This is a genomic window from Arthrobacter sp. PM3, from assembly GCF_003352915.1.
In the GTDB taxonomy this organism is placed as follows: domain Bacteria; phylum Actinomycetota; class Actinomycetes; order Actinomycetales; family Micrococcaceae; genus Arthrobacter.
Genome location: NZ_CP022314.1, coordinates 530,363 through 556,266 on the forward strand (window position 1 = coordinate 530,363; position 25,904 = coordinate 556,266).

Annotated in this window: 21 protein-coding genes and 1 pseudogene; 6 read left to right on the forward strand and 16 right to left on the reverse strand. The window is 68.4% G+C overall.

The annotated features are described in order from the left end of the window. Positions 1–303 precede the first annotated feature (303 nt). The gene (locus tag CFN17_RS02515) at positions 304–1,206 is read right to left on the reverse strand and encodes a C2 family cysteine protease (RefSeq protein WP_208749817.1); all 903 of its coding nucleotides are present in this window, start codon (positions 1,204–1,206) and stop codon (positions 304–306) included. A gap of 257 nt (positions 1,207–1,463) precedes the next feature. Here CFN17_RS02515 and CFN17_RS02520 point away from each other — a divergent pair, with 257 nt between their 5' ends. Further along, positions 1,464–2,726, forward strand: coding sequence for an NYN domain-containing protein (locus tag CFN17_RS02520; RefSeq protein ID WP_208749818.1), 1,263 nt, complete (start codon positions 1,464–1,466; stop codon positions 2,724–2,726). Between the two features lie 56 nt (positions 2,727–2,782). Here the strand turns inward: CFN17_RS02520 and purU are convergent, their stop codons facing one another. The 7 genes and pseudogenes from purU to glyA all read right to left on the reverse strand — a co-directional run bounded on the left by purU (position 2,783) and on the right by glyA (position 11,599). Beyond that, the gene (gene purU, locus CFN17_RS02525; RefSeq protein ID WP_208749819.1) at positions 2,783–3,679 is read right to left on the reverse strand and encodes a formyltetrahydrofolate deformylase; all 897 of its coding nucleotides are present in this window, start codon (positions 3,677–3,679) and stop codon (positions 2,783–2,785) included. Positions 3,680–3,682: 3 nt separating this feature from the next. Then, the gene (locus CFN17_RS02530) at positions 3,683–5,098 is read right to left on the reverse strand and encodes an L-serine ammonia-lyase (protein ID WP_208749820.1); all 1,416 of its coding nucleotides are present in this window, start codon (positions 5,096–5,098) and stop codon (positions 3,683–3,685) included. Further along, positions 5,098–5,733 (reverse strand): sarcosine oxidase subunit gamma, encoded by a 636-nt coding sequence (locus CFN17_RS02535; RefSeq protein WP_208749821.1) that lies wholly within the window; start codon positions 5,731–5,733, stop codon positions 5,098–5,100. Before CFN17_RS02535 ends, CFN17_RS02530 begins: the two co-directional genes overlap by 1 nt. Continuing rightward, positions 5,726–8,674, reverse strand: a complete 2,949-nt coding sequence (locus tag CFN17_RS02540; protein WP_208749822.1) for a sarcosine oxidase subunit alpha family protein — start codon at positions 8,672–8,674, stop codon at positions 5,726–5,728. The genes CFN17_RS02535 and CFN17_RS02540 overlap by 8 nt, the downstream gene beginning before the upstream one ends. 44 nt (positions 8,675–8,718) lie before the next feature. Further along, positions 8,719–8,985: pseudogene (locus tag CFN17_RS02545) on the reverse strand (sarcosine oxidase subunit delta); the annotation flags it as partial. Positions 8,986–8,999: 14 nt separating this feature from the next. Further along, entirely contained in the window at positions 9,000–10,220 is a 1,221-nt protein-coding gene (locus CFN17_RS02550) for a sarcosine oxidase subunit beta family protein (protein ID WP_208749824.1), read from the reverse strand. Then, positions 10,217–11,599: a serine hydroxymethyltransferase gene (gene glyA / locus CFN17_RS02555; protein WP_315968650.1), complete on the reverse strand. Its 1,383-nt coding sequence runs from the start codon at positions 11,597–11,599 to the stop codon at positions 10,217–10,219. Before glyA ends, CFN17_RS02550 begins: the two co-directional genes overlap by 4 nt. Positions 11,600–11,742: 143 nt before the next feature. Here glyA and CFN17_RS02560 point away from each other — a divergent pair, with 143 nt between their 5' ends. Beyond that, positions 11,743–12,414, forward strand: coding sequence for a GntR family transcriptional regulator (locus tag CFN17_RS02560; protein WP_208749825.1), 672 nt, complete (start codon positions 11,743–11,745; stop codon positions 12,412–12,414). A gap of 123 nt (positions 12,415–12,537) precedes the next feature. Here the strand turns inward: CFN17_RS02560 and CFN17_RS02565 are convergent, their stop codons facing one another. Beyond that, positions 12,538–13,035: an SRPBCC domain-containing protein gene (locus CFN17_RS02565; RefSeq protein WP_208749826.1), complete on the reverse strand. Its 498-nt coding sequence runs from the start codon at positions 13,033–13,035 to the stop codon at positions 12,538–12,540. 12 nt (positions 13,036–13,047) lie between these two features. Beyond that, positions 13,048–13,431, reverse strand: coding sequence for a helix-turn-helix transcriptional regulator (locus tag CFN17_RS02570; protein ID WP_208749827.1), 384 nt, complete (start codon positions 13,429–13,431; stop codon positions 13,048–13,050). A gap of 217 nt (positions 13,432–13,648) precedes the next feature. Here CFN17_RS02570 and CFN17_RS02575 point away from each other — a divergent pair, with 217 nt between their 5' ends. Beyond that, the gene (locus CFN17_RS02575; protein WP_208749828.1) at positions 13,649–14,221 is read left to right on the forward strand and encodes an MOSC domain-containing protein; all 573 of its coding nucleotides are present in this window, start codon (positions 13,649–13,651) and stop codon (positions 14,219–14,221) included. A 15-nt stretch (positions 14,222–14,236) separates the two neighbouring features. Here CFN17_RS02575 and CFN17_RS02580 read toward each other — a convergent pair whose 3' ends face one another. Together CFN17_RS02580 and CFN17_RS02585 are read right to left on the reverse strand one after the other, a co-directional pair. Beyond that, complete coding sequence (locus tag CFN17_RS02580; protein ID WP_208749829.1) at positions 14,237–15,415, reverse strand: MFS transporter; 1,179 nt, start codon at positions 15,413–15,415, stop codon at positions 14,237–14,239. Next, positions 15,412–16,077 carry a GntR family transcriptional regulator gene (locus CFN17_RS02585; RefSeq protein ID WP_208749830.1) on the reverse strand — a complete coding sequence of 222 codons (666 nt, stop codon included), beginning with the start codon at positions 16,075–16,077 and terminating at the stop codon, positions 15,412–15,414. Before CFN17_RS02585 ends, CFN17_RS02580 begins: the two co-directional genes overlap by 4 nt. A gap of 221 nt (positions 16,078–16,298) precedes the next feature. Here CFN17_RS02585 and CFN17_RS02590 point away from each other — a divergent pair, with 221 nt between their 5' ends. Continuing rightward, positions 16,299–17,795 carry an FAD-dependent monooxygenase gene (locus tag CFN17_RS02590; RefSeq protein WP_261792323.1) on the forward strand — a complete coding sequence of 499 codons (1,497 nt, stop codon included), beginning with the start codon at positions 16,299–16,301 and terminating at the stop codon, positions 17,793–17,795. Between the two features lie 36 nt (positions 17,796–17,831). On the opposite strand, the gene CFN17_RS02595 is transcribed toward CFN17_RS02590, so the two are convergent. Then, positions 17,832–18,473, reverse strand: a complete 642-nt coding sequence (locus CFN17_RS02595) for a TetR/AcrR family transcriptional regulator (RefSeq protein ID WP_208749831.1) — start codon at positions 18,471–18,473, stop codon at positions 17,832–17,834. A 133-nt stretch (positions 18,474–18,606) separates the two neighbouring features. Here CFN17_RS02595 and CFN17_RS02600 point away from each other — a divergent pair, with 133 nt between their 5' ends. Further along, positions 18,607–19,650 (forward strand): agmatine/peptidylarginine deiminase, encoded by a 1,044-nt coding sequence (locus CFN17_RS02600; RefSeq protein ID WP_208749832.1) that lies wholly within the window; start codon positions 18,607–18,609, stop codon positions 19,648–19,650. Further along, positions 19,650–21,371, forward strand: a complete 1,722-nt coding sequence (locus CFN17_RS02605; RefSeq protein ID WP_208749833.1) for an amidase — start codon at positions 19,650–19,652, stop codon at positions 21,369–21,371. Before CFN17_RS02600 ends, CFN17_RS02605 begins: the two co-directional genes overlap by 1 nt. A gap of 131 nt (positions 21,372–21,502) precedes the next feature. Here the strand turns inward: CFN17_RS02605 and CFN17_RS02610 are convergent, their stop codons facing one another. The 3 genes from CFN17_RS02610 to CFN17_RS02620 all read right to left on the reverse strand — a co-directional run bounded on the left by CFN17_RS02610 (position 21,503) and on the right by CFN17_RS02620 (position 25,704). Then, positions 21,503–22,096 carry a TetR/AcrR family transcriptional regulator gene (locus tag CFN17_RS02610; RefSeq protein ID WP_208749834.1) on the reverse strand — a complete coding sequence of 198 codons (594 nt, stop codon included), beginning with the start codon at positions 22,094–22,096 and terminating at the stop codon, positions 21,503–21,505. Next, positions 22,089–23,603, reverse strand: coding sequence for a cytosine permease (locus CFN17_RS02615; protein WP_208749835.1), 1,515 nt, complete (start codon positions 23,601–23,603; stop codon positions 22,089–22,091). Before CFN17_RS02615 ends, CFN17_RS02610 begins: the two co-directional genes overlap by 8 nt. Positions 23,604–23,715: 112 nt before the next feature. After that, on the reverse strand, positions 23,716–25,704 hold the full coding sequence (locus tag CFN17_RS02620) for an aconitate hydratase (protein WP_208749836.1): 1,989 nt from the start codon (positions 25,702–25,704) through the stop codon (positions 23,716–23,718). Positions 25,705–25,904: the final 200 nt, after the last annotated feature.

Here is a 25,904-nt window from a genome sequence, read left to right on the forward strand (position 1 = left end):
AACGGACGACGGCGGGAGTCACCTCCCGCCGTCGTCCTTGGTTTCTGCCGTCCTCCTGAGCCCGCGGTTCGGCTATGCCGAGTGACCGCTCGCGCTAACGTCCCGCGCCTTTTCCCTCTCGTAGGAACGCAGCCCGTGCTTCACGCCGAGGCGAATGACCCAGTACAAGGCGGTCACACCGAGAATTACAGGCACAACTATCACAAGCGCGCCGATGACCATCGAACCTACGTCCAAAGCGTCCCCCCAGTGAGCTCTTTTCAAGCAAGCTTCTCACGCGGGCCTGCCCCGGGGACGCAACCCTCAGGGATACGTGGGGATCGCGATGTACTGGTTGATGTTGGTGGACTCGAAGGCAGCGAAGGAGAGCGTGGATTGGCCGCCCTGCGGATTGCCGACCACCACGCTGTGGTCCGACGCGTTCACGTCCAGCACGGCGTAAGAGTGGTCGGAGTCCAGCCGGCCGTCGGAGTTTGAGGTTCCCAGCGTGATGAGGCCGTTCGTGAAATCCTGCTGCATCTGCTCAAAGCTCACGTCCGTCATGGGACCGCCGGGGTTGCGGTCCACGCCCACCTTGCCGGTGATGGCATAGAGGGCGTTGTGCACGTCGTGGTCCTGGGCGTTGCTGAGGTCGGTGCCGTCGATGTTCTTGTAGCTGTTGCCGTTCGCAGCCGCCCATCCCTTCTCGATGATCGCCGCCCACGAGACGTTCTTGCCGCCGATCTTTTCGATGCCGTTTTCGAAGGGTTCGCCGTGGCGGTAGGGCAGGTCACCGTTGACGGTCACCTGCACGGGATCGGGCACGCCGTTGTACTTGCTGTGGAAGGACATGGTGTACGTTCCGTCGCCGTTGGCATGAACCAGGTTTTGAATGGTGTCGGGCTCCCGCGCGGCCACGGTCATCAGGGCCGCCAGGAAGTAGCAGTCCCCGGCGTCGCCCTGGGCGATGTTGGACAGGTCGCCGGAAATGTTGGGCGTCCCGTCGGTTTTGAGCGCAAACAGCACCTGATCCGGCACGGCCTGGTAGGTCGCGCGGCCTGCCGCCGGGTTCGATCCGGGAGGCGCCGACGCAGCGGGACCCTGGTTCGGCCCAACGGTCGTCCTGTACAGGATAACGAGACCGATTCCCACGACCACTGCCACGGCAATCAGCGACGGAATGCCGATGGCCCAGAATTTAGTTGACTTGAATGCTGCACGCTTCATGTGACGTGCCTTCCCGTCCTGCGGGTTCCTGCCCGGGCGCCGCCGCCTCGGTGGCAGGCTCCGTCGCCGTCTTCGCCGTCGGCCCGCGGTTTATTGATGAATTCATCAACTTCTCAACAGCTTGCCCCGGGCAACCACACGCGCGCAAGGGCCGGCGGCCGATCCACAGGGAAAACACACGGAAGTCACAGCGGGGGACGCGGCCTGGTGCCCGCAACATCTGGTGAGCGCACGGCACTTACTGGCACACTGAGCCGATGACCGAACCTCTCCCCCAGTCCCGAAGGCCCGGCATCCGTGCCGCAATGTTCGTTGACTTCGACAACGTCTATATAGGCCTGCAGGCGCTGGACCCGGCGGCGGCCAAGAGGTTCGCCGAGGATCCCAAGCACTGGATGGACGCTCTGGCCGACGGCGGGGCCGGGGAAACCTCCCGGCGGTTCCTCATCCGCAACTGCTACCTGAACCCGGTGGTCTTCTCCAAGTACCGGACGTACTGGACCAGGGCAGGGTTCCGCGTGATCGACTGCCCGTCCCTGACCCAGCGCGGCAAGAGCAGCACGGACATCAACCTGGTCCTGGACGCCGTCGACGCGCTCTCCGGGACCGGGAACATCGACGAGTTTTTCGTCGCCTCCGCCGACGCGGACTTCACGTCCCTCGTTCAGCGGTTCCGGGCCGCGGACCGCATGACCACCGTGATCGCCGCCGGCGCCGTGGCCTTCGCCTATCGCGAGATGGCCGACAGCGTGGTGGAATCCCATGACTTCGTGGCGATCCTCAACGGAACCGGTGCCGAGGCCGGCCGGCCGGTGCGGCGCGGCCAGCCCGCAGCCCCGTTCAGGACCGCCCCGGCCGCCTCCGGAGCGGCGGCCACGGCTGCCGAGGAAGTCCGCGCCCTGGTGCAGTCCGCACCGGGCCCGCTCACCGGTGCCCTTGTGGCGCACCGGGCGCTCACGGCGGACCCGTCCCTCAAGACCGACTGGGGCGGCTACGGCAAGTTCGGCTCCTGGGTTGCGCAGGTCGGCCAGGGCATCGAATACGCGGCCACGCCACAGCCCGGCTGGGTGTGGGACGCCACCCGGTTCTCGCCGGATGACCTGCCGTCGCCGGCGGAGATCCGCCCGGCGATCGAGGATCAGATCACGCGCGTGACCGACATTCCCGCACTGTCCTCCGCCCAGTTCCGGCAGGTTTTCCTGTCGATGGAGTCGACGCTCCGCGAACGCCCGGTCAACCGCAGTGAACTGGCGCGCCTGGTCCGGGACGACTGCGTCGCGGCTGGAACCGCGGTGTCCCGGGCCGCCGTGAACTTCGTCATCCAGGGCCTGGGGTACGCGAATGTCCAGCTCAACGACGAGGTCACGGCCCCGGGCCTGGCGGCCGCGTGGCTGAAGAACGTGGAGGAACTCTGCCGGGTGGCCCTCATCGAATTCGACGACGCCGAACGGCTCGCCTTGCGGCGGTGGGCAGGCGGCGGCCTCCTGGAGCCGGGCCCGGACGGCGACGGCGACCTGTAAGGCCCGGCGCCGCCGTCGGGAATTCCCCCGAAGGGCGTCCGACGGCGGCACGGAACCTAGCGCAGCACCACCGTCCGGTTGCCGTGCAGGATGACGCGCCCCTCGCAGTGCCAGCGGACGGCGTTGGAGAGGGCCTTGCACTCGGTGTCGCGTCCGGCGGCGACGAGGTCGTCCGGCCCGTAAGTGTGGTCCACTTCCACCACCTGCTGGGCGATGATCGGCCCCTCATCGAGCTCCGCGTTGACGTAGTGCGCCGTGGCGCCGACGGTCTTGACGCCGCGGGCGTAGGCCTGGTGGTACGGCTTCGCGCCCTTGAAGCTGGGCAGGAACGAGTGGTGGATATTGATGGCCCGGCCGTCCAGCCTCCGGGTGAGGTCATCGCTGAGGACCTGCATGTAGCGGGCCAGCACCACCAGTTCGACGTCCAGCCGGTCCACGAGGTCCAGGAGGCGTTCCTCGGCGGCCGGCTTGGTGTCCGCGGTGACGGGAATGTGGAAGAACGGGATGCCGTGCCATTCAACGGTGCGGCGGTGATCGGGGTGGTTGGACACGACGCCGACGATTTCGGCCGGCAGTTCGCCAACGCGGGCCCGGAACAGGAGATCGTTCAGGCAGTGCTCAAACTTGGACACCATGATCAGGACCCGGCGTTTGGTCCCGTGCCGGTGGAGCTCCCAGCGCATGCCGTACCTCTCGGCGACGGGTTCGAAGGCCTCCCGCAGCGCGTCGATCGTGGTCTCGTCCCCGGCGGAGCCGAAGTGGACCCGCATGAAGAAGTGGTGGTCCAGTTGGGAGTCGAACTGCTTGTTCTCGATGATGTCGCAGCCGTGCTCCAACAGGAAGCCGGACACGGCGTGCACGATCCCCGGGGATTCGGGGCAGTCGAGCGTCAGGACGTGCGCAACGGTGGTCGCGGGCACGACGGCGGGGCGTTCAGTCTGGGTGTCAGTCATGGCTCAGCACTCGATCACATTCACGGCGAGTCCCCCTCGGGACGTCTCCTTGTACTTGCTCTTCATGTCCGCTCCTGTCTCGCGCATGGTTTTGATGGCCTTGTCCAGTGATACTTTGTGGCTGCCGTCGCCGTGCAGAGCCAGCCGGGCGGCGTTGATGGCCTTCACGCTGGCGATGGCGTTCCGTTCGATGCAGGGGATCTGCACCAGGCCGCCCACGGGGTCGCAGGTCAGGCCGAGGTTGTGTTCGATGCCCACTTCGGCGGCGTTTTCCACCTGTTCCGGGGTTCCGCCCAGGACTTCGCAGAGCCCGGCGGCGGCCATGGAGCAGGCCGAGCCGACTTCCCCCTGGCACCCGACCTCGGCCCCGGAGATGGAGGCGTTGATCTTGAAGAGGATGCCGACGGCGGCGGCCGCCAGGAGAAACCGGACGACGCCGTCGTCGTTGGCTCCCGGGACAAACTTGACGTAGTAGTGCAGCACGGCGGGGACGATCCCGGCGGCGCCGTTGGTGGGCGCCGTGACGATGCGGCCGCCGGCGGCGTTTTCCTCGTTGACCGCCAGGGCGAACAGGTTCACCCATTCCATGGCCAGCAGCGGATCGGCGGGCACCTGGGCGGGCGAGGCGGCGGCCGCCGCGGCCTGGGCGGACGCGGCGGACGCCGCCAGCGTCCGGAACAGGGACGGGGCGCGCCGGGTGACGTTGAGCCCGCCCGGCAGGATGCCCTCGGCGGAGCAGCCGTTCTCCACGCACTGGCGCATCACGGCCCAGAGGGCCAGGAGCTTCTCCCGGGTCTCCGCTTCGCTGCGCCACGCTCCCTCGTTGGCGAGCATGACATCGGAGATCGACATGTCCTCGCGGCGGCAGATGGCCAGGAGTTCGTCCGCGGTGGTGAAGGGGTACGGCAGGACGGTGGAGTCCTCCACCACCCGGTCGGTGCCGGAGGCGTCGCCGTCCACCACGAAGCCGCCGCCGACCGAGTAGTAGCTGCGCTCCTGGAGCACGGCGCCGGTGTGGTCCAGCGCCCGGAAGGTCATGCCGTTGGGGTGGGCGGGCAGTGACTTGCGGCGGTGCAGGACCACGTCCTCGTCCCAGTTGAAGTCGACGCGGTGGTCCCCGCCAAGCCGGAGCTCGGCGTCGAGGGCCGCGGCCGCCACCTGGTCATCGGCGGTTGCGGTGTCCACGGTCTCCGGGTCGAGGCCCTGGAGCCCCAGGACCACGGCTTTGTCCGAGCCGTGGCCCCGTCCGGTGGCGCCGAGGGAGCCGAACAATTCGGCCTGGACCCGGGTGGTGGAACTGAGCTGTCCGCCGGCTTTGAGCCCGTCGGCGAACAGTTTTGCTGCCCGCATCGGGCCGACCGTGTGGGATGAGGACGGCCCGATGCCAACAGAAAACAGGTCCAGGGCGCTGAGCGCCATCAGGGGACCTCGGGTGAGGCGTACTCCCGCATGGCGTCCAGGAGCCAGCGGCCGAGGAACTCCGCAAACGAGGCCCGCGGGAAGATCCGGTAGCTCTCCTCTGCGGTCTTCCACAGGATCGCCGGGATGCCGCCGATTTCGGTGGCGAGCGCGGTCCCTGCTTTGAGGACGCGGGGGTGCAGGTCCAGGGCGCAGCCCTTTTCCAGCACGGCCCGGGCCCGCGGGCCGGAGAGCTCGAACGTGGTGCGGTTGGCGGAGAGGTCCACCACCTGGCCTTCGCCGTCACCGAGCGCATCGACGAGCGCGCCGGGAAGGGTTCCGCCCAGGCTTTCGTGGGCCTCGGCGGGTGCCACGAGGAGGAATTCCTCCGGGCCCAGCCACAGCACCGCGGTGTCGCCGCTGCCGCGCACCTCGCCGGACACCGTGGGCAGGCCGCCGGTGAGGGCACCCAGCCGCGCCCCGGCGTCGCCGGCCGGATTGGCCCGGAGCCCTGCCATGGTCAGGAACGGCACCTCACGCAGTTCCACGACGCCGGCGACGGAGCCGGCCGCGAAGGCCGCGCTCAGAACGGCGGCCGGGCTCTTCCGGAGAGTCTGGATCTTCTTGGAGTTTTCGAGTGCTGCGGTGTCAGCCATCTTTGCGGGTCCCTTCAGAGTCAAAAAGTACGGTTTCTGCGACCACGACGTCCACGAGCTCGTCGCCGGCGGCAGCCACCAGGGTTTCGCCGATCCGGTTGCGGCCGTTCTTGATCAGGGCCAGGGCGAAGGAGCGGCCCAGGGCGGCGCTGTGGTAGCTGGAGGTGACGAAGCCCTGCATCGGGACGGGTCCGTAGGCGGGGTTGACGGTGATGCCCTGTTCCACGAGCTGGGTGCCTTCCGGCAGCCGGATGGTCCCGTCGACCGGCAGGACGCTGACCAGGTGCTTCCGGTCGGTGCGGGCGGCGTCCGTGCGGGTGTAGGAGCGTTTGCCGATGAAGTCCTTGACCTTGGAGACCACCCAGTCCATGCCGGCATCCTGCGGGGTGACGGTCCCGTCGGTGTCCTGGCCGACGATCGGGTAGCCCTTCTCGGCCCGGAGCACGTGCATGGTTTCGGTGCCGTACGGGGTGATGTTGAACTCGGCCCCGGCCGCGGCCACGGACTCCCAGGTGTTCAGCCCATACCAGGACGGGACGTTGATTTCGTAGGCGAGCTCGCCGGAGAACGAGATCCGGCAGATCCGGGCCTGCACGCCGGAGGCCAGCGTGGTTTCCCGGAAGGTCATGAACGGGAAGGCTTCGGCGTCGAGGCCGCCATCGGCCGCCAGCTCGGGGGCGAGTTTGGCGATCACGGCGCGTGACTTGGGTCCGACGACGGCGATCGTGGACCACTGCTCCGTGACGGAGGTGCAGTGCACATCCAGTTCGGGCCATTCGGTCTGCAGCCATTCCTCCAGCCAGTCCAGCACCTTCGCGGCGCCGCCGGTGGTGGTGGTCATGAAGAACCGGTCCTCGTCGAGGCGCAGGGTGACGCCGTCGTCGAAAATCATCCCGTCGGGGGTGCACATGACGCCGTAGCGGGCCGAACCGGGGGCGAGCTTCTTGAACGCGTTGGTGTAGATGCGGTTCAGGAACTCGCCCGCGTCCTTGCCGCGGATCTCGATCTTGCCCAGGGTGGTGGCGTCCATGAAGCCCACGGAGTCGCGGACGGCGGCGCATTCGCGCAGGACCGCGGTGTCCATGTCCTCGCCGTTCTGGGGGTAGTACCAGGGGCGCTTCCACTGACCGACGTCCTCGAAGAGGGCGCCCTGGGCGACGTGCCAGGGGTGGATGGAGGTCAGGCGGGCCGGGTCGAAGAGCTCCCCGCGCTGGCGGCCGGCGAGTGCGGCGAACGCCACGGGGGTGAAGGGAGCGCGGTACGCGGTGGTCCCGATTTCCCCGATGCCCGGTGTGGCGCCGGCGGGTGCGCCGGCCTGCTTGAGGGCGGCGGCGATCACGCCGATCGCGTTCACCCCGGAGGTCTTGCCCTGGTCGTTGGCGGTGCTGATCGAGGTGTAGCGCTTGACGTGTTCCACCGAGCGCATGCCGGCACCGGTGGAGCGCAGGACGTCGGCGACGGTCTGGTCGCGCTGGAAGTCGACGAAGTGGTGGTGCCACTCCCCCGGGGTGCCCTCCTGGCCGGGGACCAGCCAGAGCTGGCGGGTCGGGGCGGCGGCGCGCGGCGCTTCCGGGGTGGCCGGCTCGATGGTGGAGGCGAAGCCGGCGGCGATGGCCGCCGCGGCACCGGCGGAGATGCCTTCGGCGAGGCAGTCGGCGAGCTCGAAGCTGCCGCGGCCGGAGCCGGCCACCTGCTGGTTGGGGACGATGCTGGCGGGCACGAATGCTGCCAGGTCGTCATCCCAGCGCAGCTTGCCCTGCCGCTGGGAGTGCAGGTGGACCACCGGTGACCAGCCGCCGGAGACCGCCAGCAGGTCGCAGGCGATGTTTTCGATGCCCGAGGTGAGGTCGCCGGCGTCGTTGATGCTGCGGACGGTGACGCCGTCGATGCGTTCGGCGCCGGTGGTGTTGACGACGGCGCTGCCGATCAGCACCCGGGTGCCGGTCTCCGCCGTCGCGGCCGCCACGGCGCTCAGCTGCGGGCGGGCATCGACGACGGCTGCGACGCCAATGCCGGCGGCGCGGAGGTCCGCGGCCAGGGCGTAGGCGCTGTCGTTCGTGGTGCTGATGACCACGCGGGAACCGGCGGCGACGGCGTAGCGGTTAAGGTAGCTGCGGACGGCGGAAGCGAGCATGATGCCGGGGCGGTCGTTGTTCTCGAAGACCAGGGGGCGTTCGTGGGCGCCGGGGGCAAGGACCACCTGGGCGGCCCGGATGTGCCAGATCCGCTGCCGGGAGACACCGGGGGCGGCCGGGGTGGACAGGTGGTCGGTCCGGTTCTGCACCGCGATGACGTAGTTGGAGTCGTAGGAGCCGAAGGCGCTCGTGCGGTTCAGCACGGTGCATTCGGCCGCGGAGATCAGTTCGGCCTCGACATCGGCCACCCAGTCCAGGGCAGGCTTGCCTTCGATGCTGTCGGCAAGCTCCGGGGCGGTGGAACCGGAGAGCAGGGAGCCGCCGAGCTCGGGCTGGTCATCGATCAGGATGACGCGGGCGCCGGTGCGGACGGCTTCGCGGGCGGCGGCCAGGCCTGCCGGGCCGCCGCCGACCACCAGGACGTCGGTGTGGACGTACTTCTTGTCGTACTCGGCGCGGTCCTCGGCCGGGTCCAGCTTGCCCAGTCCGCTGAGCAGTTCGGCGCTGAGGCCGTCCACGAGGGTCACCGTGGTGGCCGGAATCATGGACTCCGCCACGTGGCCCGGGAACCGGGCGGCGATCTTGACCAGGGCGTTGGATTCCTCGACGCCGGCCGACATGATGCCGCGCGGCCGGTCCTCGTAGAGGGAGTTGCCCACCTGGTGCCGGCCGTTGGCCAGCAGGGCGGAGGCGAGGGTGTCGCCCGGGTGGCCCGTGTATTCGCGGCCGTCCAGGGTGAAGCGCCACGTGACGCTGCGGTCAATGCGTCCGCCGGCGCCAAGGCGCGCGGGCTGCTGAGCGGTCATTTGGTGGTTCCTTCCGTGAGCACGGGGCTGGTGGCCGTGGCCGCCGGGCGGAGCTGGCCCATCGGGTAGACGGCGTGGATGTCATAGGTGAGGGTGTCGCGGAGCATGTTGAACCATTGCCGGCAGCCGGTGCTGTGCTGCCAGCGCTCGGCGAACGCGCCCTTGGTGTTGTCCCGGTAGAACAGGTACTCGGCCCATTCCCGGTCCGTGAGTTCGGCGGGGTTTTCGGGGTAAGGCACGTGGGCCTGGCCGCCGTAGTGGAATTCGGTCTCGTCCCGGGGGCCGCAGTTGGGGCAGGGAATCAGGAGCATGTCCGGTCCTCTTTCTAGTGGGCCACGGCGGCGGCGCCGTGTTCGTCGATCAGGGCGCCGGTTTCGAAGCGCTCGAGGGCAAAGGGCTTGTTGAGGTGGTGCGGGGCGCCGGTGGCGATCGTGTGCGCGAACGTCAGCCCGGCCGCCGGGGTGCCCTTGAAGCCGCCGGTTCCCCAGCCGCAGTTGACGAACATGTTCTCTACCGGGGTGGTGCCGACGATCGGGGAGGCGTCCATGGTGGTGTCCACGATCCCGCCCCAGGTCCGCAGCACGTGGGCGCGGGCGAAGATCGGGAAGAGTTCGACGGCGGCGGCCATCTGCTGCTCGATCACATGGAAGGAGCCGCGCTGGCCGTAGCCGTTGTAGGAGTCGACGCCGGCGCCCATGACCAGTTCGCCCTTGTGCGCCTGGGAGACGTAGACGTGGACGTGGTTGGACATCACGACGGTGGGGTGGACGGGCTCGTGCAGTTCGGACACGAGCGCCTGGAGCGGGTGGGACTGGATGGGGAGCCGGAACCCGGCCATTTCGGCCAGCACCGAGCTGTGCCCGGCGGCGCAGAGACCGACCTTTTCGGTGTGGATGGTGCCGCGGTTGGTCTTGACGCCCACCACCCGGTTGCCGTCCTTGAGGAAGCCGGTGACTTCGCAGTTCTGGATGATGTCCACGCCGAGCTCGTCGCACTTGCGGGCGAACGCCCACGCGACGTGGTCGTGCTTGGCGATCCCGGCGCGCGGCTGGTAGGTGGCGCCCATGACCGGGTAGCGGATGTTGTCGCTGATGTTCAGGATGGGGCACAGTTCCTTGACCTGCTGCGGGTCCAGCCACTCGGCGTCGACGCCATTGAGCTTGTTGGCGCCGACCCGGCGGATGCTTTCACGCACGTCGCCCAGGGTGTGGGCGAGGTTCATGACGCCGCGCTGGCTGAACAGGAAGTCGTAGTCCAGTTCTTCGGGCAGGATTTCCCACAGCTTCAGGGCGTGCTCGTAGATCGCGGCGCTCTCGTCCCAGAGGTAGTTGGACCGGATGATCGTGGTGTTCCGGGCCATGTTGCCGCCGGCGAGCCAGCCCTTTTCCAGGATGGCGATATTGGTCATTCCGTGGACCTTGGCCAGGTAGTACGCCGTCGCCAGTCCGTGGCCGCCGCCGCCGACAATCACGGCGTCGTAGGAGGACTTGGGCTCGGGGTTGCGCCAGAGGAACTCCGGGTGCTCCGGAAGGTGGTCGGTGCTCATTGTGCTGCTCCAATCAGTTCTGCCTCAAGCGCCGTTGCCTGGGCGGTCGGTGCCTGCGCGGCGTTGGCCGGGTCGCCGGACAGGTGCGGGTAGAGGGGGAATTTGTCGGCCAGGGCGCTCACGCGGGCGCGCAGGCTGTCGGCGGTTTCGTCGCTGAGGTCGTTGTCCCGGGTCGTTGACTGCACCGCCGGGGCGGTCAGGGCCGCGGCGATGATGTCGGCCACCTCGGTGAACTCCGCGGCGCCGAAGCCGCGGGTGGCCAGGGCCGGGGTGCCGATCCGCAGCCCGGAGGACACCATCGGCGGGCGGGGGTCGAACGGGACGGCGTTGCGGTTGACGGTGATGCCGATCCGGTGCAGCCGGTCTTCGGCCTGCTGCCCGTCCAGTTCCGAGTCGCGCAGGTCCACCAGGACCAGGTGCACATCCGTGCCGCCGTTGACCACGGTAATGCCGGCGGCGCCGACGTCGTCCTTCAGCAGCCGGGAGGCGATGATCTGCGCGCCTTCAAGCGTGCGCTCCTGGCGTTCCTTGAACGTCTCCGAGGCGGCGATCTTAAATGCCACGGCCTTGGCCGCGATCACGTGCTCCAGCGGACCGCCCTGCTGGCCGGGGAACACGGCGGAGTTGATCTTGCGGGCGTACTCCTCCTTGCTCAGGATCACCCCGCCGCGCGGGCCCCCGAGCGTCTTGTGCGTGGTGGTGGTGACGACGTCGGCGTACGGGACCGGGTTGGGGTGCAGGCCCGCGGCGACGAGCCCGGCGAAGTGCGCCATGTCCACCATCAGGTAGGCGCCGACGAGGTCGGCGATGCGGCGGAACTCGGCGAAATCCAGCTGGCGGGAGTAGGCGGACCAGCCGGCCACGATCATCTTGGGACGGTGCTCGAGCGCCAGGGCCTCGACCTCGGCCATGTCCACGAGGTGGGTCTTCTCGCTCACGTGGTACGGAATGACGTTGTAAAGCTTGCCGGAAAAGTTGATGCGCATGCCGTGCGTCAGGTGCCCGCCGTGGGCCAGGGACAGGCCCATGATCGTGTCGCCCGGTTCCAGCAGGGCGAACATCGCGGCGGCGTTGGCCTGGGCGCCGGAGTGCGGCTGGACGTTCGCCGCTTCGGCGCCGAAGAGGGTCTTGATCCGGTCGATGGCGAGCTGTTCGATCACGTCGACGTGTTCGCAGCCGCCGTAGTAGCGCTTGCCCGGGTAACCCTCCGCGTATTTGTTGGTCAGCACCGACCCCTGTGCCTCCATGACCCCTGCCGGGGCGAAGTTCTCGGAGGCGATCATCTCGAGGGTGGACTGCTGGCGTTTCAGTTCCCGTGCCACGGCCTGCGCGACTTCGGGATCGACGACGGAAAGTCGCTCGTTCAACTGCTCAACCACGGTTGCTCCTTTTGAAATACCACTGTTGCTATGACTGATATATCAGTGTGATGTCAATGGTATGATTGGGATCACATGAGAGTCAATAGCTGGAAGCCAAGTGAAAGCCGGCTTCCGCTGGGAACCCGGAACGGAGCCTAGCTGTGAACGCACTGACCGTCCTGCCGCCGGCAGAGGACGAGACCCTCTCCCAGGCGGAGGCCGCATACCGGCAACTGCGCGACAAGCTGATCATGCTCGAAATCCGGCCGGGCGAGCCGATCAATGACGGACAGCTGGCGGCCGAGCTCGGCTTCGGCCGCACGCCGGTGCGTGAGGCGATCAAGCGGCTGGAAGTGGACCATCTGGTGGTTTCCTATCCGCGGCGCGGCACCTTCGCCACCACCGTGGACTTCACGGAACTGGCCGACGTCTCGGAGATCCGGGAACTGCTGGAGCCGCTGGCGGCGCGCCGGGCCGCAACCCGGGCCAACGCCGCCATGCGCCGCGAACTGCTCGACGTCGCCAAGACCATTGCGGAGCTGGATCCGAGCCCGGCACAGTCCCGGGAGCTCATGCGCTACGACCTGACGGTGCACCGCCTGATCTACCGGGCCGCGGCGAACCCGCACCTGGAAGACACCCTGATCCGCTACGACAACCTGGCCACCCGGATCTGGTGCCTGGTCCTGGACAAGGTCCCCTCCGTCAGCGGGCACATCACCGAGCACGTCGAGCTGCTCAGGGCCGTGGCCGAAGGCGACGCGGACAAGGCCGCGGAGCTCGCCCTGCACCACGTCACGAGCTTCGAACAGACCATCCGCAAGGTCCTCTGAGGCACTTGAGGTGCCGAGACCGCCGGAAACGTGCGGGGTCGCCGGAAGTTTGCGGCAAGAGGACGACGGCGGGAGGCTCCCGCCGTCGTCTTCTTGCGTTGCGGTGTTGCGGTGCTGCGCTGCTCAGGCGTTGGCGTGTTCGGCGAGGATGGCGTCGACCTGGCCCAGCGCCTCCCGCATGCCCTCCTCCATGCCCATGGCGAGCATTTGTTCGAGCTGGTCCTCGTTTTCGAAGGTGGTGAGGACGGCCATCCGGGTGCGGCCGCCGAGGTCCTCCAGCGTTACGATGCCGTGCGCGGCGCCGTGGTCGCCGGTGGGGTTGCCGGCCTCGTCCGCGAATCCGTAGTCGAACTCCAGGCGGTGCGGGGCTTCGATGGTGGTGAACATCCACCAGCCGTGGCCTTTGTCGCCGTCCGGGCCCGTCATGTAGTAGGTGGCCTTGCCGCCGGGAACGAAGTCGTGCTGCACGAACGTGGCCGGCCAGGTGGGCGGGCCCCACCAGCGCTCGAGCTGGCGCGGATCGGCCCAGACCTGCCAGACCCGCTCCACGCCGGCGTCGAACTCGGTGACGAAGGTGAGGCTCAGCGCCTCAAGATTCTTGACCGAACTGATGACTGTCATGATGAACCTTTCCTACTCCTTGCGCGATTCCGGTTTCCTTGCCTGTGTCCGCTCTGTTTCCCTGGCCGGTTCGGCGAGCAGGTCCGCGATCCTGCCGGCCCGCTGCCGCCAGACGTCCTCGTATTCATCGAGCAGGCGCCGGGCCTTCTGCAGTCCGCCGTGATCGGCCCGCACAATCTGCTCCCTTCCGCGCTTCTCCTTGGTGATGAGGGAGGCGCGTTCCAGCACCGCCACGTGCTTCTGCACCGCGGCGAAGCTCATGGCGTAGAGGGCGGCGAGCCCGGAGACCGAGGACTCCCCCGCCGTCACCCGCCGCACGATGTCCCGGCGGGTCGCATCGGCGAGCGCCTGGAAGAGGCGGTCAAGGTCTTCGTCACTTTGCTGATCTACAACCATTTGGTTGTAGGATAGGCCGCGCCGCGGGGGCTGTCAATGGTGCGCGACGCCCCGCTTACCGGCCCCGATCCGCCTCCCGCGGCCCTTCCTGCGCCCTCCCGTCCCCTCCCGCTCGCGACTTCGCCGGAATGCGCCCAAATCGCCGGAAGCTCTCGGCGAACTCGGCAGCTTCCCGCGAACTCGGCGGCAGAGGCATGCCGCGCGGTAGCGTGGTGGGATGACGGCCAGCTACAGATACGACGTCGAGATCCTCCACCTGCTCGTATCCCCGGCGCACGCCTACTTCGGCCGGGCGCGCGAGGGGGCGGCCGACGTCCCCACCGCCGACGCCGACCAGGTGACGCTGGTGGCGGGCAAGGGGATCGTCGGCGACCGGTTCTTCGGCAAGGCCGCGCACATGGACGCCGCCGTCACCGTGTTCGCCGCCGAGGCACTCGAAGCGATCGCTGCCGAGCTGGGAACGGCGCCCCTGGACCCGCTGCTGACGCGCCGCAATGTGGTCATCCGGGGCGCGGAACTGGCACCGCTGCTCGGACACGACTTCGTGCTGGAGTCCCGGGGAGAGCGGGTGGGGCTCAAGGCCGGTCGGCCGGCCCATCCCTGCGCCTGGATGGACGCGATGCTCGCCCCGGGCGCCCACAAAGCCATGCGCGGCCGGGGCGGGCTGCGTTGCGGGGTGCTGTCCGACGGCGTCCTGCACCGCGGACCGGCAGTGCTGATCAGCCCCGTGCCGCTCGATCCCGGCCGCGCAGGCGACGCGACCGTACTGCGCCCTTCGCGCCTGCCCTAAGCTGCGCGGCTGGGGTTAGTCGTCCAGCCGCACGCCGCGGAGCAGCAGGAGTGTCCCGCCGACCGCACCGGCGGACGCCAGGAAGACTCCGGCCGCCCCGAACCCTGCCGCGACGATGCCGATGACACTCGGCAGGACCACCTGGCCCACCCTGTTGCCGGCGAGCCGCAGGGCCAGCGCCCGGCCGCGTTGCCCGGCCGGTGCTTGCGCGGACAGCCACGACATGGTGAGGGGCTGGCCGATGCCGAGCCCCAGCCCCAGGACGGCCATCACGATGAACAAGGTCCAGGCCGGCATGGGAATTGCCGCCACCGCCAAGGCGCCCGTGGACAGGACAAGGCTGAGCACCATCAGTCTCATGCGCCCCAGTTTCCGGGACATCTGCCCCAGAATGATGCGGGACACCATGGAAAACACGGCGCGGGTGGTGAGCATGAGGCCGACCGTCGCCGCCGTCAGCCCGCGTTCGGATCCGAGCGCGGGGAGGTAAACCGTGGTCAGGTCCACCACGGCCAGGACGGTGGCGCTGGTGCCCAGCGCCCGGGCTACCCCGGGGGTCTTCAGCAGCGACACGACGCCGCCTTTGCCGCCGTCGTCCGAGGACGCCTTCCGCTTGCGGCTGCTGACATTTGCCGAGACGCCGAAGGTGGTGACGAAGAGCACCAGGCTCATGCAGACGGAGAGGAAGAAGATCGCCTGGGTGTCGGGACGGACGGAGGCGCCTCCGACCAGGGATATCGCGAGCGGCCCCAACGCCTGCCCCAGGGAGGCCGCGAAGGTCAGGTACCCGAAGGCCGAGTCCAGCCGGGATGCGACAGCGTTGTTGGCCACCACGGCCTGTTGTCCCACTACGCAGGCCAGCTGGCCGGCGCCGAGGAGCGCGGTTCCGATGACCAGGGCGGATATCGACGAGCCCCAGAACAACAGGTATGTTGAACACGCAAGAACGACGGCGGACCCGATCGCCATGAGCCGGCGCTCACCCAAGCGGTCCACGAGGCCGCCGGTCGGGACGGCGAGCAGCAGCGGAAAGACGGCATAGCTGGCAGCCAGGACGCCCAGGGCATACCCGGGAACGTCGAGCTCGAGCGCCCGGTAGGTGGCGGCCGGCCGGACCAGGAAGGTCACGGCCTGGATCAGTGCCGAATGGATCAGGAGGGCCGCGGACGAGCGGCGGCCCAGGTCACCGATCATGTGATAACAAGGCTGCTGCCCGAGATGGCACGCAGCGCCTCGTCCCGGGCACCAATGACGTGGTCGAAGGCGATCCTCGCGGCCTTTTCCGGGTCGTCCGCGGCCACCGCCTCCACGAGAATGCGGTGTTCGGCCAGGGCCCGGTCCCGCCGCTCCTGAGTGTTGTTGGTGAAGTGGCGGTAGCGCTCCATCTGGCTGGCGATCTGGTCGTGGAAGCGCTGGGACCAGGAATTCCCGTCGATCTCGGCGATCTTGTCGTGCAGCGACTTGCCGTGATTCATCGCGTCGTCGGCGAACTTCACCATGGCGGCATTGCGTTCGACGATCCCCCGGAGCGTTTCGATGTCGGCGGGTGTCGCCTTCGCGCACGCCCCGCGGGCCATCAGTGATTCGATCGCCGCGCGCACCTCGTACAGCTCCGAAATCGCCGCCGCATCCAGCACGGGCACCAGCACACCCCCTGTGGGCTGCTGCTCCAAAAGACTCTCCGAAATGAGCCGCCGGATGGCCTCCCGTAACGGGGTGCGGCTCACTTGCAGCGCGGCAGCCATTGCGGGCTCGTAGATGCGCGTCCCCGGTTTGAGCTCAAGACTCAGAATCTGCCGTTTCAGCTCCGCATACACCAGGTGCGCCCCGGTGTTCCGGGCAGGTGCATATGCCATGTCGCGCCTTCCGCCGTTAGCTACATACTTGTATACAACTATACAAAGAGCAGGGTCCATGTCGCGGTGGGCTCGTAATTCGGGTGATCGTGCAGGAGGTTCCGGGGGCGGGACCGGGTTTCCGGAAGAAAGTGCATCCCCTGCCACTTCCAAGGTATCGCGCCGCCGGGGGCTTGCGGCAAGGCCCCCGGCATGCCGGATACTGGGCGTTCGGTGCCGAGGTGAGCGGGGAAGATATGCACGATGTGGTGATTGTCGGGAGCGGCCCGACGGGGATGATGCTGGCGGGCGAGCTGCGGCTGGCGGGTGCCGACGTCGTGGTCCTCGAGCGGCGCGAGTCGCAGGACCTGACGGGCTCGCGCGGCGGCGGTATCCACTCCCGCACCATTGAGCTGCTTGACCAGCGCGGCATCGCCGGCCGGTTCCTCGCCGAAGGCAAAACGATGCAGGCGGCCACGTTCGGCGGCACGGCGCTCGACCTGAGCCGCCTGCCCACGCGCCATCCGTACACGCTGGCACTTTTCCAGAACCACATCGAACGGCTGCTGCTCCAGTGGGCCGGGGAACTGGGCGTGCCGGTCCGGCACGGCACGGAGGTCACCGGCGTCGCACACTCCGACGCCGGCGTCGACGTTCAGCTCGCGGCCGCCGGACCGCTGCGGGCCCGGTATGTGGTGGGCGCGGACGGCGGCCGCAGTGTTTTGCGGCGCGCGGCCGACATCGGGTTCGCCGGCCCGGACGCGACGCGCAGCAGCCTCATCGCCGAAGTGGAGGTGACCGGGGAACTTCCGAAGGCCGGCAAGATTGACAGTCGCGGCGTCCACGGGCTCCACGCGATGGGCGACGGCACGGTGCGCGTCGTGGTGACCGAGGCGGAGCTGGGTCCGGCCACCGAGCCCACCCTGGCGGAGCTGCGGCGGGCGCTGGTCGAGGTGTTCGGCACGGACTTCGGCGTGCACAGCCCCCGGTGGTTGTCGCGGTTCACGGACGCCACCCGGCAGGCGGTGTCCTATCGCGAAGGCCGGGTGCTGCTGGCCGGCGACGCCGCGCACGTGCACTCCCCGACGGGCGGACTCGGCATCGGCCTGGGACTGCAGGACGCCGTCAACCTCGGCTGGAAGCTCGGGCAGGTGGTGCTGGGCATCTCGGGTGAGGAGCTGCTGGACACCTACCATGCGGAGCGGCACCCGGCCGGGGCGCGGGCGCTGAAGTACACGATGGCGCAGTCGCTGTTCCAGAAGGCGGACCCGCGGCAGGAGGCGCTGCGCGACCTGCTCGACGAGGTCCTGCGCGTCGACGGCGCGGGCACCCCGATCGCTGCACTGATCACCGGGCTGGACGTCGCGTACGACCTCGGCGCGGGCCACCCGCTGCTGGGGCGCCGGATGCCGGACCTTGACATCGTCACCCCCGATGGGCCGGTGCGGGTGTTCGAGCTGCTGCACCAGGCCCGGCCGGTGCTATTGGAGTTCGGCGGGCCGGAGCTGGACGCCGCCGCCTGGACCGGCCCTGCGCAGACCGGCCCTGCACAGACCGGCCGGGTCCGGCATGTCCAGGCAAAGTACGACGGCGCGTGGGAGCTTCCGGTGCTGGGCGAGGTGGCCGCGCCCACGGCCGTCCTTGTGCGCCCCGACGGCTACGTCGCGTGGGTCGGCGAAGACTCGGCCGGGGGGCTCACCGAGGCCCTGGCCACCTGGTGCGGCACGGCAGCCCGGTAGCGCGCTTGCCGCCTGCCGGCGCCCCTGCGGACGGCGTCAGCCCGGGGACGAACCTTGTTGCTGCAGCGATCCGCGCGCCGCGCCGACCATCCCCTCCACTGCCCGGGCGATGTGAACGCCGCGTTCCTTGACACCGTCCCAGCGCACCAGGGCCTGGGCGTTCAGCCCGTCGATCATCCCCAGGATCTGCCAGGCCACGGATGCCGCATCAGAGGTTTCGAAGTCGTGGGCCGCCACACCGGCCTCAACCACGCCCTGCAGCATGGCCTGCCACGCGTCCATCTGGTCGCGGACGCACTCCGCCAAGGCCTCGTTGCGCCGGCCCATGGTCCAGGCGTCCACCCAGATCGCCGTGACGTCCAGGCGGCTGCCGTCCAGCAGGGTGTCCAGGAGGTAGGCAAGCTGCCCCGGCGCGGACGGTATCCGGTCCACGGCCGCCTGCACCTCGGCCGTTTCGGCCGCGACGATGCCGGTGAACGTCGACGCCACAAGCTCCTCCACATTGGGCTGGTAGTGGGCCACAAGCCCGGAGGCGACCCCCACCCTGGCCGCCACATTGCGCAGCGTGATCGAACCGAGCCCCTGCTCGAGGGCAATATTCCGGGCGGCCTCTGAAATTTCACTGGCGCGCTCCCCCGGTGCCTTTCGGACGGCGCGCTTCCTCTGAGTGGTTGACATCACGTAACAGTCTAGAGTAATTTTTTGCTTATTGATCGGTTGATCAATAGTGATTCGGCTTCGGCCGCAGGGCGTCCCTCATTGAGGAGGAGACCGACGGCGTCGAAGCAGGAAAGACAAAGGAGCCCTTCCCATGGCATGGAGAATGCCCGCTGAAACCGCACCCCACGACCGCACCTGGATGGCGTTTCCCCGCACCGGGCTGACCTTGGGCGATGACCCCGCGTCGGCCGAGGAGGCCTACGCGGCCTGGACGGCCGTCGCCCTCGCGGTGGCCGAATTCGAGCCGGTCACCATGGTGGTGGATCCCAGCGAGCGGCAGCGCGCCGCCGACATGCTGGGCAGCGGCATCGAACGGCTTGAAACCCCGCTCGATGAATACTGGATGCGCGATGTCGGGCCGACGTTCGTCGTCGACGACGAACGCCCCGGCGTGCTCGGCGCGGTGGACTGGGTCTTCAACGGCTGGGGCGCGCCGAAGTGGGCTGAATGGGAGAAGAGCGCCGGGATGGCACGCTTCGTGGCCGAAAAGTCCGGTGCGGAGCTCGTCAGCTCGCTGCTGGTCAACGAGGGCGGTGCCATCCACGTCGACGGCGAGGGCACCGTGCTGGTGACCGAAACCGTGCAGCTGGACCCGGGCCGGAACCCGTACGCGGACAAAGCCCGCGTCGAGGCGGAACTGGCACGCACCATCGGCGCCCGCAAGGCCGTCTGGGTCCCGCGCGGCCTGACCCGCGACTACGAGGACATGGGTACCCGCGGCCACATCGATATGGTGGCCACCCTGTCCTCTCCGGGCCAGGTCCTGCTGCACACCCAGACCAACCCGGAACACCCCGACTTCGAGGTCAGCCGCACCCTGCAGGCGTTCCTCGAAACCCAGACGGACGCCGCGGGAAGGCCGTTCCGGATCCGCCAGTTGCCGGCGCCGGAGACATTGCGCGACGAGGAAGGCTACGTGGACTGGAGCTACGTCAACCACCTTGTGGTCAACGGCGGCGTGATCGCCTGCGGGTACGGCGAAGCGCGGGCCGACGCGGTGGCCGCGGAAATCCTCGCCGAGGCATACCCCGGACGCCGCGTGGTGACCGTGGACGCCCGCCCGATCCTGGCCCGCGGCGGGGGCATCCACTGCATCACCCAGCAGCAGCCCACGCTCGACCGGACGGTGGCGTGATGACGGGCTTCGACGTCGTCGAGGCGTCCATCGCCCAACTGCGTGCCGCCCTGGAGTCCGGCCGGGCCAGCAGCGAGGAACTCACCCGGGCCTACCTTGACCGCATCGATACGTACGACACCAGCGGCATCAAGCTGAACGCGCTCGTCGTCATGAACCCCGATGCGCTGAAGGAGGCCCGGGCCTCCGACGAGCGCCGGGCTGAAGGCAGGACGCTCGGCCCGCTGGACGGCATCCCGTACACGGCCAAGGACAGCTATCTGGCGAAGGGCCTCACCGCGGCAGCCGGTTCGCCTGCCTTCGAGCACCTCGTGGCACAGCGCGACGCGTTCACCATCGAACGCCTGCGGGCAGCCGGCGCGGTGCTGATCGGCCTGACCAATATGCCGCCGATGGCCAACGGCGGCATGCAGCGCGGCGTCTACGGACGGGCCGAGAGCCCCTACAACGCCGATTTCCTCACGGCGGCATTCGGCTCCGGTTCCTCCAACGGGTCGGGAACCGCGACGGCGGCAAGCTTCGCGGCCTTCGGCCTCGGGGAGGAGACGTGGTCCAGCGGGCGTGCGCCGGCGTCGAACAACGCGCTGTGCGCGTACACGCCCTCGCGCGGGGTCATTTCCGTCCGCGGCAACTGGCCCCTGGTGCCCACTATGGATGTCGTGGTGCCGCACACGCGTTCCATGGCGGACCTGCTCGAAGTACTTGACGTGATCGTGGCCGACGACGCCAACACGCGCGGCGACTTCTGGCGTGTGCAGCCGTGGGTGGAGATCCCGGCCGCCTCGTCGCTGCGCCCGTCGTCCTACCCTGCGCTGGCGCCGGCAGATGCCCGCGCGGCACAGTCGGTATTGAAGGGCAAGCGGCTCGGCGTGCCGGCCATGTACGTTAACGCCGACCCGGACGCCGGTACCGGAGAGACGCCCGGTATCGGCGGACAGACCGGCCGGCGCATCCACACCCGCGGCTCGGTGATGGAACTGTGGGAAGCGGCACGGCGCGATCTTGAGGCGGCCGGCGCCGAGGTTGTCCTGGTCGATTTTCCTGTCGTGTCCAACTACGAAGGGGACCGGCCCGGGGCACCCACCATCGCCACGCGCGGCCTGGTGAGCCCGGAATACCTGCAGCGGGAAATCGTGGATCTCTCCGTCTGGGCCTGGGAAGACTTCCTCGCGGCAAACGGCGACCCCGCACTGAACAGCCTGGCTGCCGTGGACGGCGCAACGATCTTCCCGCACCCGGACGGCGCGCTCCCGGACCGCTACACCGGCTTTGATGACGACATCGCCCACTACCCGGAACACATCCGCGAGCACGGTGCGCCATCATTGACGGACATCCCGCATCTGGAAGGCGGCCTGCGCGGGCTGGAAGAGACCCGCCGCGTTGACCTGGAGGACTGGATGGACAGGCTCGGACTCGACGCAGTGCTGTTCCCCGCCGCCGCGGACGTCGGACCTGCGGACATGGACGTCAACGAGGCCTCGGCCGATCTGGGCTGGCGCAACGGCGTCTGGGTCGCCAACGGCAACCTCGTGCCGCGACACCTGGGTATCCCGACCGTCACCGTGCCGATGGGCACCATGTCCGACACCGGCATGCCCGTGGGCCTGACCATCGCGGGCCGGGCCTACGACGACGTCGCCCTGCTGAGCCTGGCCGCGGCTTTTGAGGCAACGGGTTCGCGCCGGACCCCTCCCCCGCGGACGCCCCGTCTGGGCTGAGCCGCCCGGTCCGGCAACGAGATCAATCGCGCACCCCGGACCGTGCGCCAAAAGGCGCCCCGGCATATGCCGGGGCGCCTTCTGCGTCGGGGACCGACGCACCGGACCTGTTCTTCGACCGCAGTTAGGTTTCAGCTCCTGCCGGCGACGGCGGAACCATGTGCGGCGGTGAGTGAGTTGATCGCCGTCGTCACCAGTGAACGCGCGTGATCCGTGCTGATGAACCCGTTGAGCCAGCGGCCGGAGATCCCTTCCACCAAACAGGTGAGGATCTCCGCGGTGACGGCGGCCTCCTCCTGGCTCGTCCCGTCGGTGGCGGCCACCAGGGCGCGGGCGATCTCCCGGTTCCACTCCGCCGTTGTCCGGGAAAGCGGTTCCGCCAGTTCCTGTTCGAAGATGGAGCAGGCCCGGAGCTCGTTCCACGCCACCGAATTCCGGCGGACGTCGACGTCGTCCTTGATCTCGTCCAGGAGCAGGTGCCTGAAGTGCCGGGCGGGGTCGCCGGCTTCGGGGGACGCGGGGGCGGCGTCGTCCTTGCCCACCTGCTTGTTGATGTGGTCAAGCGTCGCGGCAAGCAGGCCGGCCCGGTCGGTGAAGTGGTAGTACAGGAGGCCTGGTGAAACTCCGGCCTCGGCAGCCACATCATTGACCCGCATTCCGCGGACGCCGCTCCTGGCGATGCACGTCGTGGCGGCGTTGAGGATCCTGGCTAGTTTTTCACTCATGGTTTGACAGTAATACGTCCTCAGCTTCAGCCTGAGCCGGCTCCACCGCAGCAGCGGTTTCGGGCCACAGCCGCAGGGCCAGCAGGTAACCTGCCGCTGCGACGATCGTGGATCCGAGGAAGCTGAGGTCGATTCCCCCGGCGAGCTGCGAGAGCGGGCCGGTATACAGGGACGTGTCGGTGGCCAGCAGACCGAAGACCGATCCGATGGCCCAGGGAGCGACGGCACGCAGGTTCCAGCCGTTGTTGAACCAGTACCGGCCGCGGGGGCCGTTCGCGCGGAACAGCTGGAGGTCCCCGGCGTGGTACTTGCCGCGGCGGGCGATCAGGAAACCCAGGACGTTGATGGCCACCCAGGGGCCGGCGAATCCGTTGAGCACCAGCGTCATGGCGGTGATGGAGTCCACGGCGTTGAACACGAAGACGCCAAGGTACAGCAGGCCGACGGCGATCACCGACGTGATGAGCGTGGTGTGGATGCGGCGCAGCCGCGGGAAGAGGGCTTCGAGGTCCAGCCCGCTGGCGTAGAGATTGAGTACCCCCTGGCCGAGTCCGCCGGCCAGCGCGATGATCAGGATGGGCAGCAGATACCAGACCGGCGCGGCGCGCACTAGGTCCGCAACGTAGGAGCCGCCGAGCTCCGGAATCGCCGCGGCCGTGAAGGCGCCGAAGAGGGCCGTGACAAAAAGCCCCAGGAACACGCCGAGGCAGGTGGCGCCAGCCACGGAACGGTCCGAGTGTCGCTTTCGAGAGACGCGCCGGCTGTAGTCGCCCAGGGTGGGCGCGTAGGACAGCGGACCTCCGACGGAAATGACGGCGGCCAGGATCCAGGTGGGCCAGAAATCGCCCAGAAGGTAGTCGGTGTGGGCGGAGGTTGGGCTGAACGTGGGGGCGAAGGCGACGACGCCGAGGAGCAGCAGAATGCCGACCACCGGGGCGACGAATCTCTGCATCGCCACCACCGTGCCGTGGCCGAAGAGCGCCACCAGGACGATTTCCACGGAGATCACGGCGTAGCCGATGGCCAAGGTGGTGCCGTCGACGGGCACGCCCAGCAACCGCTCGGCGGCGGCAACCAGCGCGTCGCCCGAGGTCCAGACGGCGATGGCGGCGTAGGCCAGCGCGAACAGCAGTGTCAATGCCGAGCCGATCAACCTTCCGCGCGTGCCGAAGTGCGCGGCGCTGGAAACGGTGTTGTTGGTCCCGGTCCGCGGTCCCAGGAGTGCCATCGGGCCAATCAGGGCCGTACCGACGATGAGGCCGGCCAGACTGGCCGTCACTGCCCCAATGAAGTTCAGGCCGAAGGTTATGGGAAGCCAGCCGAAAACGATGACAGAGAAGGCGAAGTTGCCGCCGAAGAAGACGGTGAACAGGTTCCGGGGGCGGGAGGTGCGTTGTTCGTCGGGAATGAGTTCAATGCCGGCCGACTCGATGCGGCCAAAACGGTCCTTGTGCGCGGATGCGGCACCGGCGGGATCCGCGTCTTTGCGAATGCGCGTGCTGATCATGGCAAGCCTTTCGTGAGCTACATCATGGTGATGCATTGCATCAACCATAAGTTCTGACTGAATTTTCAGTCAATCCATTCCGTCGCACAAGCTTCCAGTTTTGGCCTGGCTGCTATCCGGTTCCCGCGGGTCCGCGTGCCTCCTGCGGTGTCCGGTCCCGCAGCCACGGGATCAGGCCGCCGGCGAGGAGCATCTCAATCTGGCGTGGCGAGAGGTTGTGCCGGACGGCGTAGTCCTCGTTCCGGGTCCGGTTGCGCACGTGGATGTTGTTTCCTGTCACGAGGGCGTCCCGCAGCCCTGTCAGCAGGAGCACATCGCCTTGCCGGATGCGGTCGTGATCGCCCGCATCCGCGAACTCCAGCGCCAGCACCCCGAAGTTGGCCAGGTTCTGCCAGTGGATTCGCGCGAAGGAGACGGCCAGCACCACCCGCAACCCGAGGAACCGTGGCGTGATGGCGGCGTGCTCCCGCGAGGACCCCTGGCCGTAGTTCGCGCCGGCAACCACCATGTGGCCGGACGTGTCCCGGGTCCCGCGGGCCCGTTCGGGATAGGTTTCGTCGATTTGGGCGAAGGTGAATTCGGCCAGCTTCGGGATGTTGCTGCGGTAGGGCAAGGCGCGCGCCCCGGCCTGCAGGATCTCGTCGGTGGAGACGTCATCACCCAGGGCCAGCGCGACGGGCGCCTCGATCCGGTCGGCGAGCGGTTCGAACACCGGGAGCGAGGCGATGTTTTCACCCTTGACCAGGGTCACCCGGGCGGCTTCCTCCGGAGGCAGCGGCTCCTCCAGCATCGAGGTGTTCACGTTCGACACCGCGGGCAGGTCGAGCGCGGGATACTCCAAACCGAACAGTCCCGTCAGGTCCCTGGGGTCGGTGATCGTTCCCGTCAGGGCGGCGGCCGCCGCCGTCTCGGGTGAACACAGGTATACCGAGTCTTCCTCGGTACCGGAACGGCCCGGAAAATTGCGCGGCATGGTGCGCAGGCTGTTGGTCCCGTGCGCCGGCGCCTGGCCCATCCCGATGCAGCCCATGCAGCCGGTCTGATGCAGCCGTGCACCCGCACGGATCAGGTCAAAAGTGGCACCCATTTTCGTCAGGTCCTGCAGGATCTGCCGCGAACTTGGATTGACGTCGAACGACACCCCGGGGTGGGACTGCCGTCCCTTGACGATGGCGGCCACAATCGCGAAGTCCCGCAGCCCGGGATTCGCTGATGAGCCGATCACCACCTGCGCCACCGGCCTCCCCGCGACCTCCCGAACCGGGACCACATTTCCCGGCGAACTGGGGAGCGCGATGAGCGGCTCGATCGCGGAGAGGTCGATCTCCTCGGTCACATCGTAGGTGGCGTCGGCATCGGCAAGGAGCTCGGTGAAGCCGCCTTCCCGCTGCTCGGACCGCAGGAACGCCCAGACCTGGTCATCGGCCGGGAAGACCGTGCTGGTCGCCCCCAGTTCGGCGCCCATGTTTGCGATCACATGCCGGTCCATCGCGGTCAGCGTCGCCAGCCCGGGACCAAAGTACTCAAGGATCCGGTTCTTGCCGCCCTTCACCCCGTGCCGGCGCAGCATTTCGAGAATGACGTCCTTGGCGCTCGTCCACGGCGGCAGACTACCGGTGAGCCGCACGCCCCAGATCTCCGGCATCTTGAGGTAGAGCGGCTCACCCGCAATGGCCGCGGCCACCTCGGTGCCGCCGACGCCGATGGCGAGCATCCCGAGCGAACCCGCAGCCGGGGTGTGGCTGTCCGCGCCGACCAAGGTCTTGCCCGGCACGCCGAAACGCTGCATGTGGGTCGGATGGGACACCCCGTTGCCGGCCTTCGAATACCACAGGCCGAACCGGCGACACGCGGACCGAAGAAAATCATGGTCCTCGGCGTTCCTGCTGTCGGCCTGCAACAGGTTGTGGTCGACGTACTGCACGGACACTTCGGCGCGTGTCCGGTCGAGCCCGAGCGCTTCCAGTTCAAGCATGACCAGGGTTCCGGTCGCATCCTGGGTCAGTGTCTGGTCGACGCGCAGACCGATCTCAGACCCCGGAATCATGCCGCCCGTCACCAGATGGGACGCGATGAGCTTCTGCGCGACGTTGTATGCCACGATGGATTTCCTTAACTCAAGGGCGATGAGCAACCCCGAGCCAACAACGAACCGGCCGCCGGGGCAGTCCCTTACTCCAAAACTAGCCCCCTCCATGCGGCGGGAACAGACACCGGCTCCCATTGATCCCGCAGGACCAGTGACAAAAGCACGGCGGACGACGGCGGGAACTCCCGCCGTCGTCCGCATGCGTCGGGTGC